This window comes from Arthrobacter sp. D3-16, assembly GCF_054408515.1.
Map to the genome: position 1 here is coordinate 111,997 of NZ_CP096438.1, position 24,085 is coordinate 136,081.

Consider the following 24,085-nt stretch of genomic DNA (forward strand, 5'->3'; position numbering starts at 1 on the left):
ACCTCATTTCAGTCTCCATTTCTGGGATGGCCTCCCTGATCGGGTCCCCGGCGATGGTGCTTGAGCGGCTTAGCCAGTGGGTTCGGGAACCGGCCTTTTGGGCAAACGTCGGAACAACAGTTAACAGCGCGCTCACAGGCTTTCTCTTTGGCACCGCCGCCGCATGCGTCTCTGTGGCACTCACATGGCCAATCCCACTGATTCGCCGTTTCCTGGCGCCTTTCCTCATCATTGCCAACGCTGTGCCGCGAGTGGCACTGGCACCCCTGTTTATCCTGTGGTTCGGCATCGGTACAACGTCAGCAGCCATGTTCGTCACGTCCATCATCTTCCTGATCGTCTACCTCAACGTCTACAACGGACTGTCGTCCATCGACACAATTTATGATCAGAACGCGCGTGTGCTCGGCGCTGGAAGGCTGTGGCGTGCAGGCTCGGTATATATCCCCGCAGTTATGGGATGGCTGATGAGCAGTCTCCGACTGGCCCTCATATGGGCGATACTTGGCGCCGCCCTCGCTGAATACCTCGCCGGATCCCGTGGACTCGGCTCATACCTAGCCCGTGGCAACATCTTGGGCCAGCCGGACATGCTGCTTGGCGCCGCAGTCACCATCGCGCTGCTGTCCCTCGCGGCCGACCGACTGCTGGCTGTCGTTGAAAGGAGATTCTCGCAATGGCGGCTGTTCTAGGTTCACGCAGGTCCTCCGGCGCGCTGATGCTACTGGCCCAGCTCGTCTTTGTGGCTGGTCTTCTCATTGGCTGGCAGGCCCTTGCCAGTCGCGGCATCATCAACGCGTTTGTAGTAGGAACTCCACTAAAGATCGCGGACAACATCTGGACCTGGCTTCAGGACGGCAGCCTCGTCGGGCACACAATCACAACAATGGCAGTGACGCTTGCCGGCTACACCGCAGCACTGCTAATTGGTGTCACCGTCGGCACAATCGCTGGAACCTTTCCTTCCATAGGAAGGATCATCTCTCCGTTCGTAACATTTTGGCAGGGGTTCCCCCGGCTCGTCTTCTATCCCTTCTTCGCCGTGGCCTTGGGATACACCGTTGCATCGCGAATGATCCACGTCGCATTCGTCATCATCTTCGTGATCATCGTCAGCACTGCCGCCGGCGTAGCGGACGTGGACCCGGATATACGGCACAACGCCCGCATTCTCGGAGCGAACCGCTGGCAGGTCATCAGAGACACCCGCTTACCTGCCGCCGTCCTCTGGGTCGGTACCTCCGCGCGAATCACCTTCGGCTTCGCAGTACAAGCTGCCATAGTTGCCGAATTCACCGGCGCCGACTCGGGCTTGGGCTTCCTGATGGTAAAAGGTCAAAACAGTTTCGATGTCAATGTTGTCTGGGCAGCAACCTTCGCCGCTATCGTTTTTGCCGTGCTGGTCGACCGTGCCCTCCTGTTCGTCCAAGCGTACTTTTCACGCTGGCAAGCCGAACAGCCGTAACATCGGCGCCTCCAGACTGGGCGGCGGGATCTTGTAGCTGACCGGGGCACAGGTGCCTCCTGCCGGTATCACCCTCGGGCAGGAGGCGCCTTCGTTCCCGAGCATGCCTTTTTCGAGCGGTGCCAAGTCGTTGGCGCTGAGGCAAGTCGACCATAGTCAGACGAGCATTAGCCTATGTCCGACGCAGCGGCAGGGCCAGGTCATCGTGGGCGGGCCATCGCTGGGCATATCGGGACGTGTGGGAGGGCGCCCGTCCAGGCCTCTCCCCCCGGCTATCTCGTTCGCCGATAATGGATATTATGTCAAGTAGTAAAAAGGTTGTTCGCAATTTCTGCGAATACGTCCAGTCTTGATAACGGCCGCGCAGCCGTGGGAATCCGCCCTGACCAGCCTGTTTGCCCGCTTCGCCGTGACAGGGATCTGTTCGTTGTAAGCCGGGGCGTGCTGCAGTTTCCGGCGCATAAATCGGCGTCGGATCAGGCTTTTTGAGCCTTGGGTTTGCATTTTTTGCATTTCGACTGCAAAACTTGCAGTCGGCATTGGAGGCTTCTTGGGTGATAAGTTCGGCGGTCTCGCGTTCCTGCCGCTGCCGAATCGGGAGCCGGATCGTGACGCGTTCCTGAGCGAGGTGCTCACCGGGTGGAAGCGATCCCACTTGGCGCAGAATTTCACCCTGCAGACGACCAAGCGCCGGGTCGCCTCGGTGATGCGCCTGTCGGACTTCTCGGGCAAGTATCCGTGGGAATGGGGCCCGGTCGACGCGGATGAGCTATTCGCTCATCTGCGCGGTGTTGAGAACCTTGCCCTTTCCACCGTCCGGGCGTACCAGACGGACATCAAGCTGTTTTGCGAGTATGCGACCAACCCTGAATACCCGTGGAACGAGAACTGCGGGCGGCTCTTCGGGACCACCTTTTCCCAGGTGATCACCGAGTTCAACAAGGCCCGGCACGTCCAGGATGCCGATATGGGTCCGGAGAAGCGTGCCTTCACCCTCGAGGAGCTGCAGGCATTCTTCGACCTGGCCGACCTGGAGGTCGAACGGATCATTAACTCCGGACGGAAGGGCGCTCTTGCCGCCTGGCGTGACGCCGTGGCCTTCAAGACCGCCTACGGCTGGGGACTCCGGCGCGACGAGGTTCGTCACCTCAGCCTGGTCGATTTCTCCCGCAATGTTAAGGCTCCGTACTTTGGGGACTACGGCATTTTGCGCGTCCGGTTCGGGAAGCCGCAGAAGGGCTCCCCCAAGAAACAACGGTCCGTCCTGACCCTTCTGGACTGGGCCGCCGAGGCGGTTGATGACTGGGTCAGGCGCGGTCTTCCCCGGTATGGGCAGCCTGTCGGCGACCTCTTCCCGACTGACCGTGGCGGCCTGGTTCCGGAAAAGAACCTCCGAGCTCGGATGCGCGGATTCCTTGATGAACTCGGTTTTCCGCCGGGGCTTGATCTCCACTCCCTGCGCCGGTCCTATGTCACGCACATGCAGACCGAGCACGGCTATGACACCAAGTTCATCTCAATGCAGGTTGGCCACGAGCACACATCGACGACCACGATCTACACCCTGCCCTCCCCCGACTATGCCGCACGCGAACTCGAACGCGTTCTCAACAACACCCTGCTGGCCTGCAACAGCAGGGTGTTGACCAAACCCACAACGCCTTCCGGAAAGACACCACGATGAACCGTCAGATCGACTACCAGTTTCGCGTCAAGGAACTGATGGCACGCGCGGGTATGCGTAACAGCCGTGATCTTGTTGCTCCGCTTCGGGAGCGCGGCATCACGCTCTCCGAGTCGCAGATTTACCGGCTCGTCGGCCAGAACCCGGATCGGATCTCGTTCCAGGTCCTGGCAGCGCTCTGCGACATTTTCAAGGTCGAAGCCAACGAAATCCTTACCTACACCGCAACGGACGCACGCGAGCAGCGCCGTCGCACCGCGGTCGGCGACGGCACGGATGTCCCACTGCTGGCCGCCTACCGGCCGGTCCGGGCGCGCATTACCCGCCCCCATGAGCAATGAGTTCAAGCCGCGCGGCCGTCCCCGCTCAAACAGGACGAGCGAGGGCTGCGACCGCTGCGGGAAAACCACCGGAAAAATCCGGGTCCGCTGGCCAGACGGACGCATCTGCGGCATCTGCTTCACGAACGCAACCCACCGATACGGTCAATGCCCGCTCTGCGGCGCTGACAAAATGCTCCCAGGCCGGACCGATACAGGCGAGGACACCTGCCGGGAGTGCGCCCCGGCATCACGACGAACCTTACCTGTGACAACTGCGGCCGCGAGGCCGAGCGCTTCCGCGGCGGTCACTGCATCACCTGCGTACTCACCACCGAGCTGACGGAGCTCCTGAGGCCGAATGACCCGCCCGACCTGCGGCTAAAACGTCTGATCAAGATATTGACCGGATCCACCCGGCCCGAGAGCATTTACACCTGGCTGCGCGGCCACGGTGGCCGGTCCGCATCGCTACTGAAACGAATCGGTGACCGAGAGATCGAACTCTCCCACCAGGCTTTCAACGAGCTGCCTAAGACGCCGGCGGTCGAGCACCTCCGGGCAATCCTCACCCACAACCGCATCCTGCCCGCCCAGGAAGACCGCCAGCTGGCGATGTTTGAACAATGGCTGGAAGAACGCCTCACCCAACTCTCCACTACACCGGAAATCCACGCACCCATCGAGCGTTTCGCCCGCTGGCACCACCTCAAAAGGCTTCGGGCAGAATCGTCCGCGACGAAGAACATGAACTACGCCGTGCGCTCGGCGAAACAGGAAATCACCGAGGCAGGAAAGTTTCTCCGCTGGCTCCACGACAAGCACAGCAGGACAGCATCTTCCATCCGCCAGATCCATCTCGACGAATACCTCTCCGAGGGCACCTCGACCCGTCGACACATCCGGAACTTCATCCAATACCTCAAGCGGGAAACGCCAGGGAAGGACATCCAGGTCGCTGCGCGGCTGGCCAGAACGACACCTGTCCTCAGCCAGCAGGAACGCCTGGACCTCGTCCGCAAGCTCATCGAGGCCGACAACGTCGCTGTCTCGATCCGCATCGCGGGACTGATCTTCCTGCTCTACGGCACCCCAATCAGCAGAATCGCCATGCTCACCATCGACGACGTCGAAGTGACCGGCAAGGGCATGTTCCTCAATCTCGGCCGATACCCAGCGCCCATCCCCGAGCAGCTGGCACCCATGTTCTGGGCCCACATCCAAAACCGCGGCGGCCAGCAGACAGTCAACCGCGACACGCGCTGGCTCTTCCCGGACGTCCGCGCAGGATCCCCCCGATCCCCCAACACCCACCTCCTAAAACTTCGCAGGATGGGCATCAACATCCAAGGCATCCGCAACGCCACCCTGCAGAACCTGGTCAAAGAAATCGACGCCACCTCGCTCGCCCGCATGCTCGGATACAGCAAACAGACTCTGTCCCGCCACGCGGGAGCCGCCAGCGCACCCATGGCAAGCTACGTCGTTGGCAAGAACCCCCACTTCGCCCAGGAGCGAGCCGGCAAGACACCCTAACCGCGGGAGGCACCGCGACAGATGCACAGTTCGCCAAGTCAGGGCATACGCCCAAAACCGATAACCCGCTTACCCAGTTATTTGCTTTAATACTCAAGTTCCGTCACTTCGCTGATACACCTATTACTCTTGCTGCAATCAGAACCCAGCAGCCGCCCCTCCGGCCACCCACGCTAGCGCCAACACTTCCCGAAGGAAGGACCGGTAAACGTTGGCTGGGTTTCCTTACTGTTGAGTAGGACGTAGCTTGATGCAGAAGCCGGTGGCCAAGGACCACCGGGGGGATTGATGTGGTGTCGTTCCCTCGCTTCTGAGGACGCTTCCGAGCCGCGCCTCGGAAACGATCTCCGTTAAGGGGACCTTCTTTGATCCAGTGAGGAGCGCGGACGTTCCGCTTAGAAGTTCCCTCACCGATAACACCGGATGGCTCATTTATTCGGAGGTGTCATATTGCTGGAAAGAGGTACGTAGCTTGGTTCCCCCTGTAGCGTGTGGCCAATGACGCCGTTTGGCGGCCAGACATGGAGGAAAACATGAGGTACACGAAGGTCTCGTTGTTGGCAGTCTCGGTGGCGTTAGTGGTTACGTCCTGCGCTGGATCACCAAGCGCTTCCCAATCCGACAAGGGAAAGGCATTAACGACAGCGAGTTCCGGCGCAGCAGCAACCACGGAGCCCGTAGTTCAAGGGCCAGCGCCGGCCAGCCTGAGTTCGACACCCGCAGCCGCCACTTTTGACGCGACGATGTCACTGCAGGGACAGAGCAGCAAGTGGACAATCACAGCTGACCAATTGCAGGTGGCGACAGTTTCCGAGCCCTCCGGCGCCGACACTAAGATCTCGGTTACATTCAGCGGTCATGCGGCGGCGACACTGAAGTCGGCGAAAAACAAATACAGCCTCGACCGGTCCCTGAACGTAACTCCGTACTGGAACAAGGACTCTGCCGTCTGCAAGCAAGCCCTGACTCCGGGAAAGGGATCACTGTCCGCGCTTGGGATTGCAGTAGCAACGTCACCCGAGCAGTGGGCGGATTACAGCAAGACGCCGAACTGCGGCCTCAACTGGAACGGCTTTGACATCAAGGGCCCCAACAAGTCGCTGAACGTGAATGAGACCGCGCAGATGCAAGGCTCCCTGACCCTGGAATATATCGTCCCAGGTTCGGCTGCAGAGTCTGTTGTGCGAAGCTTTGCGGCTCCTGATGGCTGGATGTTCAGCTACCCGGACTCCGTAGGCATCTGCGGGACGACGGGTTTTGGCCATGGACGGATTGTGCACTCCACAACTCCTGTCTGCTGAGCTGAAACGTCAGGACACAGATGTGGGGTGAAGCCTCCGGATTTCGTCCCAGCCCTGTGCAGTCACCCAGCGAATCTATTTCGTGTTCACCAAAAAATACTCAAGCAGGAAAGCACCGCCGGGAGCGTACCTAGAGCCGAATCACTGCCGACCGGGCTTTAGAGGGCACGGAGGGGAGGCAAGCATTCTTTCAATTTGTCCGTATTCCTGCGTTCTCATAGCATCGCGCCACAGCACTGTTACCGCCGCGCGCAGTTACACGCATCGTTTAAGCCGCAATGCTCCTACGCCCTAAATTGGTCCCGCAAGAATGCAGCCGCTTATGGGCGGGATAAGTTGGCCGAAACAACATGATCTCTTTGTGCAAGGGCGACGGCGGTTCGGCGCGTGGTGACGTCCCGAGCCCGTTAGGCAGGTTAACTCAGCCTTTTGCCGCGAGGGCTCGAGCCACGTTCAACATACCCTCCTCATAATTCGGGCTTCCTTTTGCCCCGCTGACTACACCCCAGTACCAATACTCACCGGCGCCGGCCAGAACGAACCCGCCCACACCATCTGAAACTGTTCCATAACCGATGTCAGGAACGATTTTCACCGCGGCTCCCGCTGCCTCTCCCCTGCCGGCAATGGTGGTATCCCGTTCGGCGATGTAGGCGGAGTCGAGCACCTCCTGCGCTGTAGAGCCGCCCCATTCCCGAGAGACGTTATAGATACCGCTGCTGTAGGTTTGGTTCTCGTCGTACCTCATGATTTGAAGGGACAGACTTGCCCCGGCACCGCCGGCTTCGACGGTCCCGCCCACTCCCCCAGCGGTCAGCGAACCCGGGGGCAGGTTGTAGGTACATTTGCCTTCAAAGGTGTATTCCTCGTCGATCACAACGGCCCCGGGACCGACCATGTCACCCAAGGCCTGTTTCACCTCATCGGGGGACAGCGGGCAGTCCGGAACACCGACCGGCATTGCCGTAGTGGACGGCGCAGCAGACGGGGACTGGGTCTGCTGCTCAAGGTTCTGAGACGCCACCGGCTGGCTGGCAGGCGCCTCTGCTGATGAGCACGATGAACAGCCCATGATCAGCGCCAGGCCCAGTACTGACACTCGTATCGGTCGTGGCAACATTTTCATTCTCATGGCGCTGGTCCTGCCCCCTGGCCGCCGGGTGCAGCCGTTCGTGACCAGCGTACGACGCAACGCGGCAGCAGCCACTGATAAGAGGAATATTTCGCACGGGCTTCGGCGCGTCCCCACAGATGAGAAAACGCCAATTTCCCTAAGAGCCCCCGAAAACAGAACAAAGGCGCCGGCATCTAGCTCTAAAAACCCTCACTTACAAGTTGCGGCACGACTTCGAAGGTTATCCGCTAAAGGATCCAATCATCTTTTGGATTTGAAGGTATTCCTCAGTCTCTACCCATGCTTCTGCCTGCTTCACGTTGTCAAAGTACCTTTGGGCGGTGAATATCACGACGGCTTGGGGCCACCCGTTACCCGGGTCATTGGCCCTGACGCGTCCAAGCCCGTGAAGCAGTTGTGGGATCGCTTCAGTCCTTGTTTCAGACATGCCCTGGACGCCGGCGAGGGAGACGTTGACGGCTACGTTGCGTTGCCAGCCGTAAGTGTTTGCCCGGTCTTCCGGATAGGCCGTCAGGTCCATCACGTTGGTCAGAACTTGTGTTGGGCCGGTTGTGAAATCCGTTGGTCCGCTGCCCTTGGCTGCTGATAGCGTGCCTGTGCCGGTGACGATCGTTTCCCGGACCAGCGGTCTGGGCTTGGCTGCTCCTGTCCAGCCCCACACAGGCATCACATCTGCTGCCGCAACTTTCTCATTGTTGGCATTCCTCATTTCCCAGCCGTTTTCCTTTGGAATTACTGACCAGTTCGCGGGATACCTGAAGGAAAGATTTGAACCCAGAGGGGAGGTTTGGTACGTCTTGGTGTCGCCGAAGATTCGTTTGATCTCGCTAACGGAAGGGGCGAAGATGAATCTTCGCACAATGGGGTCCAGAGTCATGTCGCCGATGAACGCTCCCACGGACATCGTAGCCTTGACCAGTGTGTAGCCATTCGCGACGAAGCCTGCGACAGACCCTATGAGCTTTCCAGCGGTTTTCAATTCGCTATTGCTTGCTGCCGGCCGCATCTTCACGTAGAGCTCGGCATAGGTGTTGATCACCTCGTCACGCCTGTCGTTGAGACAGCCGGAGATCGTTCTAAATGCGCCACCAAGGGATTGTTCTCCGACCGCCCCGGCAAGCCCCGCCCCACACTCAAGCATCGAGGCAATGATGAACGCGCCAGCGAGCTTGCCTTCAGCAGCACCATCTATTGCTTGGTACATCAAGCCGGCGACAGCGTGGAATGCCTTGCTGTCAGCTTCAATAAGCGGAGTATCGCTCTTTTCACGCCAGTGCCTTAGAAGATCGTCTTTATGGAATCCGAAGCGGTACTCCCCCAGCGGTTGCAGAAGGTATTTGTCTGCCCACAGCGACGGGTCCATGCCGACGGTAGCCGCGGCTGAGGCCCATGTGACCGGTTGGAGGCTGTCGAATAGGTCCCCCCAAACCCAGGCCGGCTTTATTGCCGTTGACAACGACGCTCCGACGGAGCGGTTGCCTTTGACCCTGACCTCCATAATGTCGGGGTTTTTACTGTCCGTTCCGACACACCACAGGTAGGGAGCGTTAATGTCGTCCTTGTGGAAGGAGGGATCAGCCCACGCGGGTTTGTCTCCAGGGCACGTGGGCGGTTCGGTCGCGTTTTGGATGGCCTTATTGATCCCGTTAAAGGCCAGCTCGAAGAAGTTGTACTCGGAGAAGTGCCCCACTGTCGCCGTGGCACTCTTTCTATCTGGAGATAGTTCCGTCTCCCTGGGCTCCCATTCTTCTGCTTCCGGGTTCCAGTAGGCGATGAGCCCAATCTTGTCCTCGGGCAAAGGTGCTTCCAGCTTGAAGGTGAGCTTTGCGCCCTCCTCGGGAAAGTCCCCGTTGGTCATAGTGACGTCAAAGGGGGTGTGCGCGACTGTGTCGTCAGGGATGGCGTCTTTCATGGCGTCGGTCAGCGGCACTTCCAGTGCCTTTGCTTCCAAAGACTTTTCCGCGGATGGGAAGGTGACCTCAATCTGCGAAGGTTCAGGTGTAGCGCCCTGTGGCGGTTGGGAGAACCAGCAGCCGACAAGCGACACTGAGACCAAAGCCGCGACGACTCCGACCTTGACCTGGCTGAAGACAAGTCTGATCCTGCTCATACGATTTCCCCCAAAGCTCACGGCGTAGTCTGGCCCCACTTTTGTCTCAGCATAGGCGTCACTGTATTCAGCAAGACAGCACCACTTAACACAACGGCGAAAAGTTCGCTGTCTCTGATTCGGGGACACCGTCAAGTGAACGGAAGAGCTCCCTCCTGTCTGCGCAGACAGGAGGGAGCTCAGCGTATGGTGGCAGACTAGTTGGACCGTAGAACGGACTGGATCTTCCTGCCACTTCCGCTACTAAAAGTAGCGATCCATGTATCTGCGTCTTTGGTAAGAGTGACCTTGACGTTTTCCTCGCAACGGCCCGACACCAAACTTTCTGCGAGGCTGATGGCCGAACCGCTAACTGTGGTCTCTTTCCAGATTGCCTTACACCGTATTTCCGGGTAGTCCACTTCGGCGGACAAACCGTTTGCAGTTTGTCTGATGGATGCTTCCACGGTGTAAGCGGTTGAATCACCGGTAACCGGGCCGACCCATGAGCCCACCGCTGCATTCCGCAGCTTTTTCACCGCGTCAGAATCGGTGCCGGCTCCCGGTGTCGTTGGACTTGCAGGTACCGTGCTTTCGCTGACCGGCAGACTTGCGAAGCGGTTAAGAGCGTCCTGGGCCATACCAGCTAGAGATTTCAGCGTGGAACCTTCGTCGAAGTCTTCGCTGGAGAACGCAGCACCGCTGATGAGCACGCTGCCAGTGTTGGCAGTGAAGCTCACCATGTGGATTTTGTTTCCGGCTGCCTGCCCTAGAGCCTGAACTGCCAACGAGTTCTCAGCTTCGATGTTCAAAGACACCTGATCCATTGACATCTTGATTTCTTGGCCGGCAAGCTTCATCGTCAGATCTCCGCACTGCTCTACAGCGGCATTATTAGCATCGGCCCGTTTGCTGTGGCCTGCTTGAGCGTCGACGGCGGCACTGATCATAATTTGCATTTTTTCAGCAGCAAATAAGGAAGTGCCCATCGTGAGGCCGTCCTCAATAGTCGGCGCTAAGTTTACGAAGGGCGTGCAATTCTCTGGTGTAACTTCGGGGGTAAGGGCTGCCTGCAGTGCAGAGTTCCTCCCGGACTGGGCCTGCAGTGAATTATGATCAAGGACTTGGGCCGCCTGGGCTCCATTTTCGTCCCGTAACTCACGGAGGACCTGGACTATCTGTTCGGGCGTGTAGTCTCGCAGTGCCACCCGGGGTTTCACTTTTGCTTCTGCTGGAGCAGTCTCAGGAGTCGACGCTTGCGGTTGGTTTTCTTCGCCCGTAGCAGTACATCCGGTCAAGGCCACCACGGCAATGACAGCCCCCATCCTGAGCAACCGCTTCACGTTTCCTCCTGGATTACGCCACATGCCTTGAGGCTAGAGCCTTAGCGCGAGAAAAAGGCTACTAATCCGAAAGTTACTTCTACGCCATGCCGCGTCCTCCAAGCACTTCGAGTACCAGCAGCAGATTAGGCCACATTATCCTTTTCGGGTCTACAGGCAGCCGATACGAAGACCTTCTGTGGCTCAATCACGGGATGACTATCACAACACTGTCTCTGCTGAAATGTTTGTTCCTGATGTTACTTCCAGGTACTCAACTTAATCTGTAGACCCAAAACTTTTTTTCGCCTCGGGAGCCCTATGATAAACGCGACATAACACTCTGACCAATGGGGGAAACCGTGAGCTACCCGCAATACCCGCAGCAGCAATCACCGCAACATTTACAGCAGGGTGGAGAACCGCCCCTTTGGGCTCCCTACTACGGGGCACCCTTCCCCGCGGCTGTCAAAAGGTTTTTCAAAAAGTACGCGACATTCTCTGGGCGCGCCAGCCGGAGTGAATACTGGTGGTGGGTGCTCGTCTCGGTCGCGGTAAGCATCATCCTGAACATCCTGGTAGGAGCGGGCGCCGCAGCCACCACGACTGCTTCAAGTCTCAGCAGCACCCCCGCCGCCCCCGGGCCGGGTGCAATTTTCGGCACCATCCTCCTTGTTATCTGGGGTCTTGCCACTCTTGTGCCGTCCTTGGCGCTATCAGTCCGCCGCCTGCATGACGCCAACTTCAGCGGTTGGATGCTGCTACTCGGTCTCGTGCCGTTCCTGGGAGCCATCGCCCTGTTTGTCTTCATGGTCTTGCCGGCGAACCCGGCCGGGCAACGTTTCGACCAGCCTGCAACAATCTGACGTGAAAGGGGGACGGCCACGTCCCGGCCCCCTTTCCCGCTTTATTTGAATGAGGACACCGGACCGGTAGTTTTCAGCCCCCTCACTGGCTGCAGTTGCTCGGTCAAGGGAACTACGTATCAACCGCGGGGGAACTGGTGCTGCAAGGTAAATCAGTGTTCATTCATGCAGTCCGTACGACTGAGGCCGAGCAAACGGCCGACTAACGTTCAACTTGTTAGTCGAACTTTCGTAAATCTTGATTCTTGACTTGTATAAACGGTCTATTCTCAGTGCTATCTGAGGGGGAACGGCGGCATTGGTCTGATTCAGGTAGCTGAAAAGCAGTCTTAACTCCGCAGTAGTACCAGACCTGACAGGACAAAATTATGAGCGACCACTCCCCCGGTTCTTTCCCCGACCAACCAGTGGCTTCCCCGCAGTCGATGCCTTACCAGCCGTCAGCGGTGACAGGAATGCCTATAGTTTTGTACCGCCCGCCTGTGGCACCGCCCTCACACCAGCTAGATCCCTACGAGGACAAGCAGTGGGGAACATTTGCCCACCTTGGCGGGGTGGCGGGTTTTATCCCAGCGCTGGTGATCTACTTGAACTTTAAGGACAGAGGCCGGTTCGCCAGGCAGGAGTCAGTGGAGGCCCTCAATTTCCAGCTCTCGGTCGTTGGCGCATACATCGTATGCATGATTTTTTCCCTGATTCCGTTCATCGGTCTGCTGTTTAGCCTGGCCATGATGGGTTTCTGGGTCGCCAATATCGTGTTGTCCATCCTGGCCGGGTTGGCGGCCAACAAAGGCGAGCCCTACCGTTACCCGCTGCCATTTCGCTTCATCTCGTAGCACAGTACCGGGGGCGGCATAAGTACTGTGTGACGGTATGCGGTTTGCGCCGCGTCTCAGGCGGTGGCAACCTGCCCTGCACGGACTCGTGGAAACAGATACTCGATGCCAAGGGCCGTTACATTTTTCCTTTCCCGTGTCGGGAACACATCGATCTGAGATTATGGCAGGGGTCTGGTGGCTGTTAAACGTTCCTCGATGCAAGATTTCCATTGGCTGGCAGTGTCACTGGCAGTAGCCTCCTCTATCAGCCTTAGCGCCTGCACAATTGCGGCCCCCGAGCAGCAAAGCACACCTTCCTCCCAACAGGAGGGCGCTTCACAGCAGAGCGGCACCAACTCCTCAGTAGAGGGTTTTTCTGTCGGCTTTCCAGACAGAAACGACCTCCGCGCATCGGCCACCGAGGTCGATGTAGATACAGACATGAAGGACGCACTCCCAAGCGACATCCAAGTCAGTGAAGTCGTTGACCTGGAACTCAAAGACAGCGCCTTTCCTGACACGGGTGCTGACCTTGTCTTTGACCTCGACGCACCAGTACCGGACACAGAAACCGCTGTCATTGCCCACTGGAACGATGAGCTTGATGAGTGGGACCCCGTGGAAACATCGCTGTCAGAGGATCGAACGCAGTTGTCAGCTCATGTTCGGCATTTCTCGAAATACGGCGTACTGGAGCTGGGCGAATCAGCCTTCAACCTCGTTGGAAGGGCGCTTGGGAATCTGACCACTCCACCTTCCTGTTACGGCGAAGAACCCTCATGGTCCGAAACCATCTTCACCGATGACCAAAATGGGCCCGTCCTCTGGTGCGTCGGAAGGGAAATCGGCGGCAGTGACATCCTTGAAGTCAAAGTCGTGATGAACCGGCCAGTAGTCGGAGTGGTCAAAACCGCCATCACACCCATGGAAGTCAAGAGTGATGTCCTGGGCAATGTCACCGCAAATCTTCCAGCCCAAATCCTGGGTGCCGTCACGACACTTTCGGTGAGCGGAAAGAACAACTACTTGGTTCAGCCCCATGGACAATACAAGTTCCTCTTCAAAAAAGATGAACTTTATGCCCACTGGCGGGATGACTCCACGATTCCTCTCATCGAAGTGGGCAGCAGCGCTGGGGGCGCGGTAGCCGGCCTCGTATACGAGGTCGCTAGAGAAACCATGGGCGAAAAATTCGCTTACGCTTTCACGGAAGCAGCGATCGTCGAATGCCTGCAAGGCGCGCAGAATCAGCTCGAGAAGGTCGACGTCAGCGCTTTCGCAGCTGCCACTACATGTCTCTCAGCATCGGTAGACGTGGTGGAACGGCTTGCGAAGGATGCCAGTCTCAAACTCAGCCTTGACCCGTTGTCGAAGGATCAAAAGAAAAAGTTTGTAAAGCTCGGTAAGAACATCCGTCACTATCTGAAGGCGCTGACGGTAGTCAAGCTTGGGATGAGTGCCACTGGTTTCGGGCTTGACCAAACCCTAGATCCTGGGGCAACCCGGCTGATGTTCTTCCCGACGGATGTGAAATCCGCCCTTGCAGATTTGCAGTTTCGTGTCCTAGCCGATGTTGGGCCGGACGAGGGACTTATCGGCACCTGGAGAGGTCCTGTCTACGGCTCCCAAGATGGGTACGACCTGGTGCTGACAGTAACTGCATCAGGAGGCAAACTAGCCGGCACTGTCGATTACCCGCAGTTGAAATGCTCGGGAACATGGACTGAGAAGAAACGGGAACCGGGCAGTATTACCTTCAGGGAAGTCATCACCACCGATGTGCAAAGGCGCTGCGTACGCGAGCTTGATGCTGTGCTTACACGCACAGAATCCGGACCACACATATCGATTAGAGGACCCGTGGGCCGGATCCATGCCGACCTTGTGAGGCAGTAGCCAAGAGGGACTCCAACCTTCACAACCCGGACGTCTAGTGAGGGAGCTCACCCATGAACCTTCCATCTCCGGCGGAGCCGGCTGCCGCCACGGCACTTATCAGCCCGGCCCCGAAATACTAATGAGGAAGAGCAACCTTCAGCTCAAGTCCCCTCGTCCTTCGTCCGTAGGTTGCATTGTGAAGGGTTTACTTCATAAAGACCGGAATTATGTTGGACTGTCTGTCACGCCGCTACTGTTGGTTTATCGCCGGGTTTCTGCCTTGTTTGAGGTCAAAGGAATGCCGGGACATCTTTATAGGGGGACCCATGAGTAATGGAACACTCGTCATCAACGCGAGCCACAATCCGCTTCAGTTCTTTCTGCTCTTCCTGAAGCCGAAAATTGTCATTGACGGCCAAACATCAACCGGGTCCTGGGGAGAGCAGTCATTTGACATCGCGGAGGGCACCCACGATGTCGAGGTGTACTTCCCTTACCTTGGTCGCAAGTCCGGGCAGTCCAAGGCGGCCGTTAGTGTGCGGGCGTCTGCAGTAACCAAGCTAAAGTACGCAGCACCATTTGTAATCACGATGTCCGGTTCGTTGATCGCGCATGCCTGAATTAAAAGAGTGGGGCGCCGGGGCGCGTAGCGTTAGCAGGGCCCTCGTCTATGTCTGGATAGGACTCAGTGTCATAGGCGTGGCCGTTGTTGTCGCAGTACTTATCGTGGCGTTACAGGCCGTAAAATAACACGCGCCGCGTAAATCTGCTATCAACTAGACGCGTCGCTGGCTCCGAGATCTAGTTGCACCCATTGCCGCAATCCCTCGGTTGCAGAGTTATGTAAGGCGCTGCGGTCGCTGCTCCCGGACACGACCGCGGCCCGTTAATCATTCCAGCTGGCCTCGCTGGCGAACCAGCTGTGTTTTCGAAGCCGAAGAAATAATTCGACGTCTGCCACAAGTTAGCTCGACCAGAAATAGTATTGGCGCAGAAATTAGGATAGGAATTTGGGGAAGGTCATGACGGGTGTGTGGAGATTCAAGGGTGCAGTTCCGGTCGTTACGTTAGTATTTCTACTCTCCGGGCTGACATCGTGTGGTTCACCGGCGGCAAGTCAAAGTCCTGACGCTGCTCCTTCAGCTGGAGATGGTTGGAGTTCTGCAACCCCTTCAGTAACTCCTCGGGTGACTCGGTCGGCGACGCCAACCCCAGCACCGACGGCGAAGAACTCCGCCATCACGGGGTCGATCAGGATTGAGGACATCAACGGGTACACCGTTACAGCCAATTACCAGATCCCTGCTGGTGGCACCTTTTCGGCTGATCCAACGAATGCGAAGCCAGGGAAAACAGACATTATCCAGAAGACTGGGACGGCCACGATGTCTGTTATCAACACCACGCCTTCACGAAAATATCCCTACGTTGTTCAGCTGACGCCCATGGCACTCTATCCCTCCGGATCATTAGTTTGTTCACTACTCCCGCCCAACACGATCGATAAGATTTCTGTTCTTAGCGATGAATTTTGCTTCGTTTATCTGGGGGAACCGCAAAGCACGCTAAACACTGCAGGCCAGGGCTTGGAGGTCGGTGGGACGGCCAAGCTTGTTCCGGACCTCCTGGCGACCATGAGGGGGGCCAGCGCCGTTAAGCCTCTCCAAGTCGCAACGATTGACGAGGTGCAAGGTACGCAGTTTCTAACAGCGCTCCGCAGCCCAGCCAAAGTTGTTGTAAAGGTTGGTGTTGGGCCAGCCATGCAGGGTGGAGTTCCCATACTTGTAGACGGGGAAACGCTGTGTGGGCGAGGTATGGGTAGTGCTGCTGGCCCGGCGGAGACCGGCGCCATCCATGTAACAGAGGCCAGCCGGCCCTTCTGCTCCAGCATCACAAAATAGGTTGCACACCCCGCGAGCGGCCAAGGAAGGTGTCGTCACGTGCCGTGATCACCTCTTAAGTTAAGCTGCTGGGTCTTAGGTGCAAGTCCTATGTTTGTGTGAGTTTCGTGTCCGAGAATGGACACAGGAATATTCACAAATCATGGCACGCAGACATACCTTCGAATAGGTTGACGGAAGCCTGCAAAGCCGATTCCCTCAACAACTGAAGCGTTGTATCACGTGACACTTTATCGACTGCCGACCAATAACCGACTGCCTGCGTACGGCGTTAGTATGCTTTGCACATGAATCGTTCGCGCGCTTGGTTACTTCCCATATTCTCGGCCATTTTTCTTGTCTCATGTTCCTCGCCAGCTAATTCAGGGTCGAATGCGGCAACTGGATCACCAGAGAGCAATTCACCTACGCTCTCCGCCACCGCCTCGCAAACGGCTGCCACATTGACTTCCGCCAGTCCCCTCGCAACAGTTGAAAGCAAAGCGGATGCATGACGTAGCTCTCGTGGATCAGGGTCAGCCTGGGGTGCCAAATGCCTTCTGGTTCCAACCTCACTACTCAAGCCGTCGTGGTCGAAGGAACTGTTAGTTATCCCGTTGTCAATGGGATAGATCCTCCAGCGGCTTTGGAAGCAGGCTTTGTGGCTGATCCAGTGAGGGCGGCCAGCAATCAACTCGTTTGTTCGAGCGCCGGATACAACTACAGGCACTTGTCTCTGCCCACTGCTAGAGAAGCTGCTGGCTCGACTGCAGACTTCACTCTTGTCCTTGGTGAAGTTTCGAGCAGAACCCCGAAAAATCCAGACGGCGAATTCACTGATTATTACAAAACTGTAGAGTTGACGACCAATTTTGGCGGTTAGTGCGCATACGAGGGCTTAGGGGTCAGGCCAGTTTCCTCATCATCGCCGGCGTGTGTGATGTCGATACCACAGTAACCACGGAGATTTCGCCGGCCGATGCGGGAGAGGTTCCTAGCATAGATTGTCTCGTCGAATGACGACTCAGACCGACGCCGAGAACCGGCGGTATGTGAAGCTGATCGGGGGTCCCCCACCTTTGACGGGACAGGTTTTTGGTTGTTGGGGGAAACCGCAAGGCTTGCGAAGCCGGGATGCCGCTGACGTTCGCTACGGGTGTGAATAGCTGTCTCGAGCAATTGTTTTGCGCCAGCCCAGTAGCGGGAGCGCCGATATAACCCATCCGGCTGGCATTTCGGATGTACCGGAGCGGGCCCACCGCTATGTCTGACCCATTGCGGCAGGAGTCCGTCTAGGGGAAAACAGCTTTGATCACAGCAATGAGGATCTCTTTGACGGCATCCTTACTCGGTGAGCACTCCGGTTCTTCACTGTTGACGGCCTCGGCCAGTTGCTCCGGCATCGGCTCCTTGGGTGCGAGATCGTACCCGTAGCCCTATCCAATGCGGCGCAGCCACTGTCCCAGTTCCGTGTTGGCGTTGGTGCGGATCACGTCCCGGGCGGCCAGCGAGCGGCTTGGTCTGTGGGTGAAGGGGTCTGGCAGGTCAGGGTCACTCCGGTGGCCTCTGCGTGCACCTCGGCGGCGAACTGTCCGCCGCTCCGGACGCTCGATGTTCCTGGTCATGCACCGAGAGGAGAAGCTGGCCGTGGAACTTGACGTCGAACTGATGAGGCCGGATCTAGCCCGAAACCATCACAGCTATGAGCGGTAATTCCCCACGAGTCGGACCACTCCAGCGGTGATGATCGACTCAATGACGTCGCCGGGACCGGCGTCGTGGTGGTTGAAGCGGATCATCACGCCCTCAGTTCCGGTGGCGAGAAAATCCGGTGAGCTCCAATAGATGCGTGGGAATTCAAGAGAAAAGCCTTCGAGGGGGGACTTCACTCGTTCTCCAGCCTGTAGGCTTTGCCGGATCCCGTTGAAATAGAACGGAGCGCTTTTGTGCAGATTCCTGCCATTGACGGCTCCTCCGAGTCCGGTATGCCACAGGTGCCCGCCCGGGGCAAGAACAATCCCTGGACCATGCCGGCGCAAAAACCAGCCCTGCCCGAGTGTCTGCTGAATCACCTTAGCGCCAGAGAGTATGCCCTGCTTCAACTGATCAGCGACGATCGGCTCAGTGGGAACACCGTGAGATGCCAGGAAGGCAGCCGCCTCTTTGCACTTCGTCTGCAAACGATCCAAGGCCTCAAGTGCGGCCCGAAGCGACCTCTCTTCCGCTATCGCGTTCTGGGATTCCGTATGGCGTACTGCGGCCAAACGCTGCTCGACGTCTTCTTCAAAGCTCATGCGGCCCCCGGTGTTCTTTTGATCGATGCGGGTCAGCGTACCAGCGGGAAAGAGTTTGAGACGTACACGACAGGGTGTGAGCAATATTCCAACCGTCAGCCCAAGGGAAACCCGATCGGGCGGACAATTCGCGGCTCTGGCCCGTATCGAATCCGGCATCACGCTAGGCGGGCCACCGAGAACCCAAGGGTCCAGCGACAGTGGACGGAAAAGCAGATCCGTGAAGCGGCCCACGCACGCGGATGCAGCCGAAAAACTTGAACAGGAAATGACTGCGGCTGCCGCGTCCTTTAGGAAGAAGATACAACGCCGATCAGGCGTACTTCGGCGGGATACGGAATTCTCGGCAGGTCCCCCCGGGGATTCTTTCAAGCAAAGGACCTCAGAGACCGGGCGGAACTGCGCGACATATTCGCGGCAGGACCGGCCCACCGCTAACACCGCGAGTACACCACAAGTTTCATGGCGCCGCTCATGCAGAGTGCCCACGTCGTGATGAACCGAGTGTTGCATGGGATGGAGGACCGGCTAGGCACAGACAGCGCAAGGGCCACCCACCGCTATCGCCATCCGATGGCGGCAGGAGTCGGACTAAGGGAATACAGTTTTGACCGCAGCATTGAGGATTTCTTTGACGGCATCCTCGCTCGGTGAGCGCTGAGGTTCTTCGCTTTTCACACCGTGGACGACGAAAGCGACGTTGCCCGAACGGGCCATCGCGGAGACAGTCTCGGTCTCGGCAGCAGTAGATGATGGTGTTGGTGTCGCCGTAGGCGAGGCTGTGCCGGAAGACTTGGTCTCAATGGCCATCACCATAGACAGGTCTCCCTCCCATGAAACTGTGGCGTCTGCATCGCTCTCGATGTTCAGTGCGCTGAATTTGCCGCTACCTTCAGCGTGCATGCTGAGGAGTTGGTTTGAGCTGTCCATGGTCATATCGAATTCAGGGCAGTCGCTGATCTGTTGGTCGCTACTGATAACAATTGCGTTTGCCTGCGCTTCGTCTGGGAATGCCATGATTTGTAGCAGATACCCGGCGCTTCGACCGGTGCCCGCTTCACCTGTCGAATTGGCGCTGAGGGCCAATGAGCCGATGGCTGTAGCACCGGACGCGGGCGGTGCCTTTCCAAAGTTCGTCATCGCGTCCTGGCAATGTTCCGGCGTGACGACTAATCCCTGAACAGCAGCTAGGCCGGGTGGTACTGCCGTGGCTGCAGGGGACGCCATACTTCGAGGAATTATTAGTCCGTTGTACTTCGAGAGTTGTGACTTCAGGGCAGCAATGACCGCGTCCATCTGCTCCTGGGAGAGATCCTTCGGTGGCGTGGATCGTTGCGGAGCTGATATGGCCGCAGGAGCACTTGACCCCCCATCAGTTGCCGGTGTCACTGGGTTTTGCTGCGCCCCGCCTCCGGAACAACCTGTAAGGGCAAGAGCGTATGTAAGTACAGCCCCCGTCAAGAGTTTGGTTCGTTTCACCCTGAAGTCCCCCTAGTGTACGCCGGCGATTGCAGCTGCAAGTAGGTCATAGCCTAGGGGCGACCATCAGGAATTAGTCATCGATAAAATGATTATTACGTGAATACAGACGTGGCGCTTCCCAGCGTCTATACATGGCAGCAAAGGCGTGCCTGCACACTATCAGCGGCGCGGCTTTGGGCTGTGCTGCCGGGAGAAGCGGTCCTCTCTCTTGTTGGACGGTTAGGGTGCCCTGTGTTGGCTAGAGTCCGAGCATACTTTTTGCTACTTCTGCGTATCGTCCTTGTGAAAACTCGGCTCCAGGTACCGTACCCGCATCAAAATAGCCTGATACGCTGAGCATCTGGTCCCCGTCCAAGACGAGCAGTACCTGGCGCGATTGCCGCTGTGGGTTCGAATGCACCTCGTACCACGCCGCTCGTGAACCGATACTTACACTGCTTGCACCGGGGAGTTGAATGAGCGCCTCCTCGAATTTTGCAGATGAACTTTTCGTTCGTCCTACGATGATCGCCGGGAATCCCCCCTCTGCCGTCTGGGCGGAGGTGTACACGCACGAGGTCATGGACTGATCAGCGTAACTTGTCTTTCCCAACCTCGATGGGCCGAAAATTGCTTCCACTTTCTGATCAACACCCAGCGTGGCGCAGGCGGCTCCAACGTTCGGTGTCGCATCAACCTGCAGCTTCAAGGAAGGTGGCGTCACCATAGCACTGGAGGAAGAAATGGTCGGCGAAGCAACTGCAGGGGAGGTTACAGATGGCAGCGAAACCGCCGTCTGCGAAGGATCTGCGATCTCTGTCGGAGGGCTATCGACGGGGCCACTGCAGGCAGTCAACGCCATCAACGTAGTGGCCATACAAGTGAGCAACTTCGTGGCGTTCATGCTTCCCCCGGGATGTTGAGTCCTATTGCTTCCGGAGCTAACTGACTCCGCTCGCCTTTGTTGGATTATGTCAGCAAGCCAAACAAAGTGCGTGCCGGGCGCCACCGCACGCCGCGGCCACCCCACCGGATCTTCTATTCATAGGAATATGGATGCAGAACTTCACCAACACGGCATAGTCGTAGTTGCCCTTGCCTTACGAGATATAACTGCACGGTGCCAGCGGCGAGGGCAGCCCAAGAGGCGAGCTCGTACTGAAAGTTGTGGTTTGCATGTGCAAGGGCCGAACCGGGCTGGATGCTTTGCAGCCAGCACATGCGCTTTCAGAGCGGACTCGTGAGGCTGAATCGCCCGTGGAGGTGGTTCTATCACATCGGCTGATTTCGACAACTGGAAGCGGTTCAACGTATGCAACCCACTCCGAGAAGACGGCAGGACCGGGTTAGAGTATCGTGCTTGATCATTTGTAGGTCTCGAGAATTTTCAATACGAAGCTCCTGCCTGATGAGGCACTAGTGCGGCGGTATCCCCGAAGCGGTGCTCTCATTTCCCCCAGCGGTCCTCGTGTTGCCGTTATCGACACTCACACAATCCGAACTTGGTCCGCAATATTTCATGGGGCCGGCGGATTTGTGCCTTACTCTTCAGACATGATCACCGATTGGGAATCTCGCGCAAGAACCACTCACCCTACCAAGGAACGCTGATTTGACCCGCGTTCTGGTTTCGGCCGCCGTGGCTGTGGCAGTTCTGGCCGTTGTCGCTTCGTTGTGGTTCGCAGACCCCTTCAATTGGCGAAACCCTGAGCCACCACCACAGACCGCCGTCGCGCAGCCTACAGCTGTTGTCAGAGTCGAAGCCGATGAGGTCGCTGCAGCGTTGGAGTCACTTGTACACAACCCGGCAGCAGGCGCCGCGGAAGAGACCCGGCCAACTGTCAATCCCGATACGGCATTGCCGCCAGGGTCGGAGATTATCCCTGACAGTTCAACTTGGGCACCCGACGGGATTGGCGGTGGGACCATGAACGTCGTCGTGTCCCTTCAAGGACAGGAGGATCGCCGTTATGTAGCGGTGATGGTGAAGGAAAACGGGGAATGGAAAGTCTTGGCCACTCTAGACCAAGTAGAAATGACGGGAAGCCCATGAGGGGCAGGTTGGCGTCCATAGCGGCGACGTTCGCATGTACGGCGGCGATCGCCTTCTCCCTACTCGTAGCACCCCTACCGGCGCAAGCGGCGACGCCGGAGAACTGGTCCGATGAATGCGATGTCCCGGGGCTAGCGCTTGCCCCCGTCATTTCAGCGGACAAGAACAACGACGGCACACCTGTGAGGCTACGTCCTGGTTCAAACGGTAAGTACGTTCCAGTGGTGTACGTGCACGGTTGGACCAGCACCAGTATCCACGATGAAGGCGGGAAGGGAGCTTTTTCCGCTAAGCCTGACCTGCTCACCTCCCGAATCGGAAACGCATCCCCTAACAGGACCCTCATCGGCAACATACAGGAACTGGGCGGCACCGCCGCCTTCACCTTTGACTACGCCCGGTACGCGTCGCGATGGGTCACTGACGACAACATCGGTCCGTCCCTGGCAAACGCCCTGGACTGCTTGGCGGATAAGAGCGGCGAAAAGGTCATAGTAGTCGCCCATTCCATGGGTGGCTTGGCTACCCGACAGGCCCTCAAGCTGGGCGGCGCTTCTCTGGCGGCCAAGGTCAGCCAGGTCATCACCTTCGGAACGCCGAATACAGGATCCCTCGTAGCCGCAGTCCTGGCAGCCGGCATTGATTCAGCGGTGGCGGCCAGCCTCCTTAGAGGCGATCCACTTGCTCCAACGCTTCGCCTCATACTGTCCTATTGTGGGAAGGCTATGGGTGAGGACCAGTTCAGCGCAGGCCTTATTTGCTCGGCATTCCCTCCTTTGGGATCTTTCGACTCCCCAGGTGGAGCGGCGCTCAGAATGGGGTCCGGGGAAATGAAGGCTCTCCCGGCCTGGCCTGAAGGCGTTACAGTGCACTCGCTGGCGGGAGGAACAAATCTCATCAGTACTACGGGCTTCTTTCTCCAACGTAAGAAGACCACGGCAGCAGCGGGTGACGTTATCGTGGGCGTCGACTCCGCCCAATCCGGAGCTACCACCACGAAAATAGCACAGTGCTCCTACGAGCTCACCCCGACAACCAGCATCGTCGACGGTGCCCGCGTGAACATCCTTCGCACCGCCACGCTCAACGAAGTGTCCCGCTCAGCATGGGTCAACTTCTTCTACGAGAAGAACCCTTGCTTTCACACGCTTCTGATGAGAAACGCTGAGCTAGCCCTGGCCGAACTGGGCTTTATCGTTGACGACGTCCAGTCACGCCAGCCCGCCACGAAGTTTGTCACCCATCGACCGTGGCTTGATGGGTCGGAAAAGTCGCCCACACAGGTGATCGACGGACAGATGAATGCCGACAACTACTGCGAAGGGTCCAACGTCACAAACCGGGCCGATGCTTTCCGGTGCTTTGTAAACGGGATTTACGATCCGTGCCTTAGAAACCCGAGTGACCGTACTCAGTACCTTTGCATAACGGGCGAAAACAAAGTCCTGATCACGAACGTTCGGCCAGGCAACTCACGCTCCTCATTCACTAAGAGCCCGGACGAGAGTAATCCCTATTTCCTGACCCTGGCCGATGGAACGACATGCCGGATGCCATCGGGAGCTGGACCGCCATCAATTCCCGATTACCCCTATTGGGCTGGTTCCTGCAAGGGACCGCACGCCGGGATTTGGAGAGCCCGGATTAGAGACCGTGGCGAAAGCCCGACTGCCGGGCTACTCGACAAATCAGCATCTGGTGTTTGGCACGTAGCCATTGAGGAAGACGCAGCACCAGGGAAGGCCACTCTGTACCCCGTTGAAGTCGCCTACCGTTAGCCCAGGTTGGTGCTTCGTGCGGTATGAACTAACGAATACGAAAACGGATCCCGATGGGACCGACAGGGTCTCGCACCTGTCCCCGCAGCTCGGCGCCTAGACTTCCCTCACCGAGTCCCTCCACAAGGAGCGCGCGGTCTAGCTTGAATCGGCTGGCAAAGCATGTGCAGCTCTGATTCGGATGATGATCAAGGCCAAGAAGAGG

Annotated in this window: 18 protein-coding genes; 12 read left to right on the forward strand and 6 right to left on the reverse strand. The window is 57.8% G+C overall.

The genetic code is table 11. From position 1 onward, the window contains the following. Positions 1-53: 53 nt before the first annotated feature. The 6 genes from M1D32_RS20520 to M1D32_RS20545 all read left to right on the forward strand — a co-directional run bounded on the left by M1D32_RS20520 (position 54) and on the right by M1D32_RS20545 (position 6,306). Positions 54-692, forward strand: a complete 639-nt coding sequence (locus tag M1D32_RS20520) for an ABC transporter permease (RefSeq protein ID WP_458782429.1) — start codon at positions 54-56, stop codon at positions 690-692. A gap of 26 nt (positions 693-718) precedes the next feature. Next, positions 719-1,465 carry an ABC transporter permease gene (locus M1D32_RS20525; RefSeq protein WP_458782288.1) on the forward strand — a complete coding sequence of 249 codons (747 nt, stop codon included), beginning with the start codon at positions 719-721 and terminating at the stop codon, positions 1,463-1,465. 550 nt (positions 1,466-2,015) lie between these two features. Continuing rightward, on the forward strand, positions 2,016-3,149 hold the full coding sequence (locus M1D32_RS20530; RefSeq protein WP_458782289.1) for a tyrosine-type recombinase/integrase: 1,134 nt from the start codon (positions 2,016-2,018) through the stop codon (positions 3,147-3,149). Continuing rightward, positions 3,146-3,490 (forward strand): helix-turn-helix domain-containing protein, encoded by a 345-nt coding sequence (locus tag M1D32_RS20535; protein WP_458782290.1) that lies wholly within the window; start codon positions 3,146-3,148, stop codon positions 3,488-3,490. Before M1D32_RS20530 ends, M1D32_RS20535 begins: the two co-directional genes overlap by 4 nt. A 216-nt stretch (positions 3,491-3,706) precedes the next feature. Next, positions 3,707-5,005: a hypothetical protein gene (locus tag M1D32_RS20540; protein ID WP_458782291.1), complete on the forward strand. Its 1,299-nt coding sequence runs from the start codon at positions 3,707-3,709 to the stop codon at positions 5,003-5,005. A gap of 797 nt (positions 5,006-5,802) precedes the next feature. Then, entirely contained in the window at positions 5,803-6,306 is a 504-nt protein-coding gene (locus tag M1D32_RS20545) for a hypothetical protein (protein ID WP_458782292.1), read from the forward strand. A gap of 421 nt (positions 6,307-6,727) precedes the next feature. On the opposite strand, the gene M1D32_RS20550 is transcribed toward M1D32_RS20545, so the two are convergent. The 3 genes from M1D32_RS20550 to M1D32_RS20560 all read right to left on the reverse strand — a co-directional run bounded on the left by M1D32_RS20550 (position 6,728) and on the right by M1D32_RS20560 (position 10,873). Further along, complete coding sequence (locus M1D32_RS20550; protein ID WP_458782293.1) at positions 6,728-7,405, reverse strand: hypothetical protein; 678 nt, start codon at positions 7,403-7,405, stop codon at positions 6,728-6,730. Between the two features lie 256 nt (positions 7,406-7,661). Further along, positions 7,662-9,551 carry a hypothetical protein gene (locus M1D32_RS20555; protein ID WP_458782294.1) on the reverse strand — a complete coding sequence of 630 codons (1,890 nt, stop codon included), beginning with the start codon at positions 9,549-9,551 and terminating at the stop codon, positions 7,662-7,664. A 197-nt stretch (positions 9,552-9,748) separates the two neighbouring features. Next, complete coding sequence (locus tag M1D32_RS20560) at positions 9,749-10,873, reverse strand: hypothetical protein (protein WP_458782295.1); 1,125 nt, start codon at positions 10,871-10,873, stop codon at positions 9,749-9,751. Between the two features lie 329 nt (positions 10,874-11,202). Here M1D32_RS20560 and M1D32_RS20565 point away from each other — a divergent pair, with 329 nt between their 5' ends. From M1D32_RS20565 to M1D32_RS20585, 5 genes are all read left to right on the forward strand, one after another. Continuing rightward, positions 11,203-11,718 (forward strand): DUF805 domain-containing protein, encoded by a 516-nt coding sequence (locus M1D32_RS20565; RefSeq protein ID WP_458782296.1) that lies wholly within the window; start codon positions 11,203-11,205, stop codon positions 11,716-11,718. Between the two features lie 368 nt (positions 11,719-12,086). Then, a complete protein-coding gene (locus tag M1D32_RS20570) occupies positions 12,087-12,554 on the forward strand; it encodes a DUF4870 domain-containing protein (RefSeq protein WP_458782297.1) in 468 nt (155 codons plus the stop codon). A gap of 222 nt (positions 12,555-12,776) precedes the next feature. Further along, a complete protein-coding gene (locus M1D32_RS20575; RefSeq protein ID WP_458782298.1) occupies positions 12,777-14,432 on the forward strand; it encodes a hypothetical protein in 1,656 nt (551 codons plus the stop codon). A 308-nt stretch (positions 14,433-14,740) separates the two neighbouring features. Next, positions 14,741-15,034, forward strand: a complete 294-nt coding sequence (locus M1D32_RS20580; protein WP_458782299.1) for a hypothetical protein — start codon at positions 14,741-14,743, stop codon at positions 15,032-15,034. 1,813 nt (positions 15,035-16,847) lie between these two features. Beyond that, complete coding sequence (locus tag M1D32_RS20585; protein ID WP_458782300.1) at positions 16,848-17,177, forward strand: hypothetical protein; 330 nt, start codon at positions 16,848-16,850, stop codon at positions 17,175-17,177. An 817-nt stretch (positions 17,178-17,994) separates the two neighbouring features. Here the strand turns inward: M1D32_RS20585 and M1D32_RS20590 are convergent. The 3 genes from M1D32_RS20590 to M1D32_RS20600 form a co-directional block, all read right to left on the reverse strand. Further along, positions 17,995-18,588, reverse strand: a complete 594-nt coding sequence (locus tag M1D32_RS20590; protein ID WP_458782301.1) for a hypothetical protein — start codon at positions 18,586-18,588, stop codon at positions 17,995-17,997. 591 nt (positions 18,589-19,179) lie between these two features. After that, positions 19,180-19,884 (reverse strand): hypothetical protein, encoded by a 705-nt coding sequence (locus tag M1D32_RS20595; RefSeq protein ID WP_458782302.1) that lies wholly within the window; start codon positions 19,882-19,884, stop codon positions 19,180-19,182. A 424-nt stretch (positions 19,885-20,308) separates the two neighbouring features. Beyond that, positions 20,309-20,953, reverse strand: coding sequence for a hypothetical protein (locus M1D32_RS20600; protein WP_458782303.1), 645 nt, complete (start codon positions 20,951-20,953; stop codon positions 20,309-20,311). 1,097 nt (positions 20,954-22,050) lie between these two features. Here M1D32_RS20600 and M1D32_RS20605 point away from each other — a divergent pair. Beyond that, complete coding sequence (locus tag M1D32_RS20605) at positions 22,051-23,880, forward strand: esterase/lipase family protein (RefSeq protein WP_458782304.1); 1,830 nt, start codon at positions 22,051-22,053, stop codon at positions 23,878-23,880. Positions 23,881-24,085 lie beyond the last annotated feature (205 nt).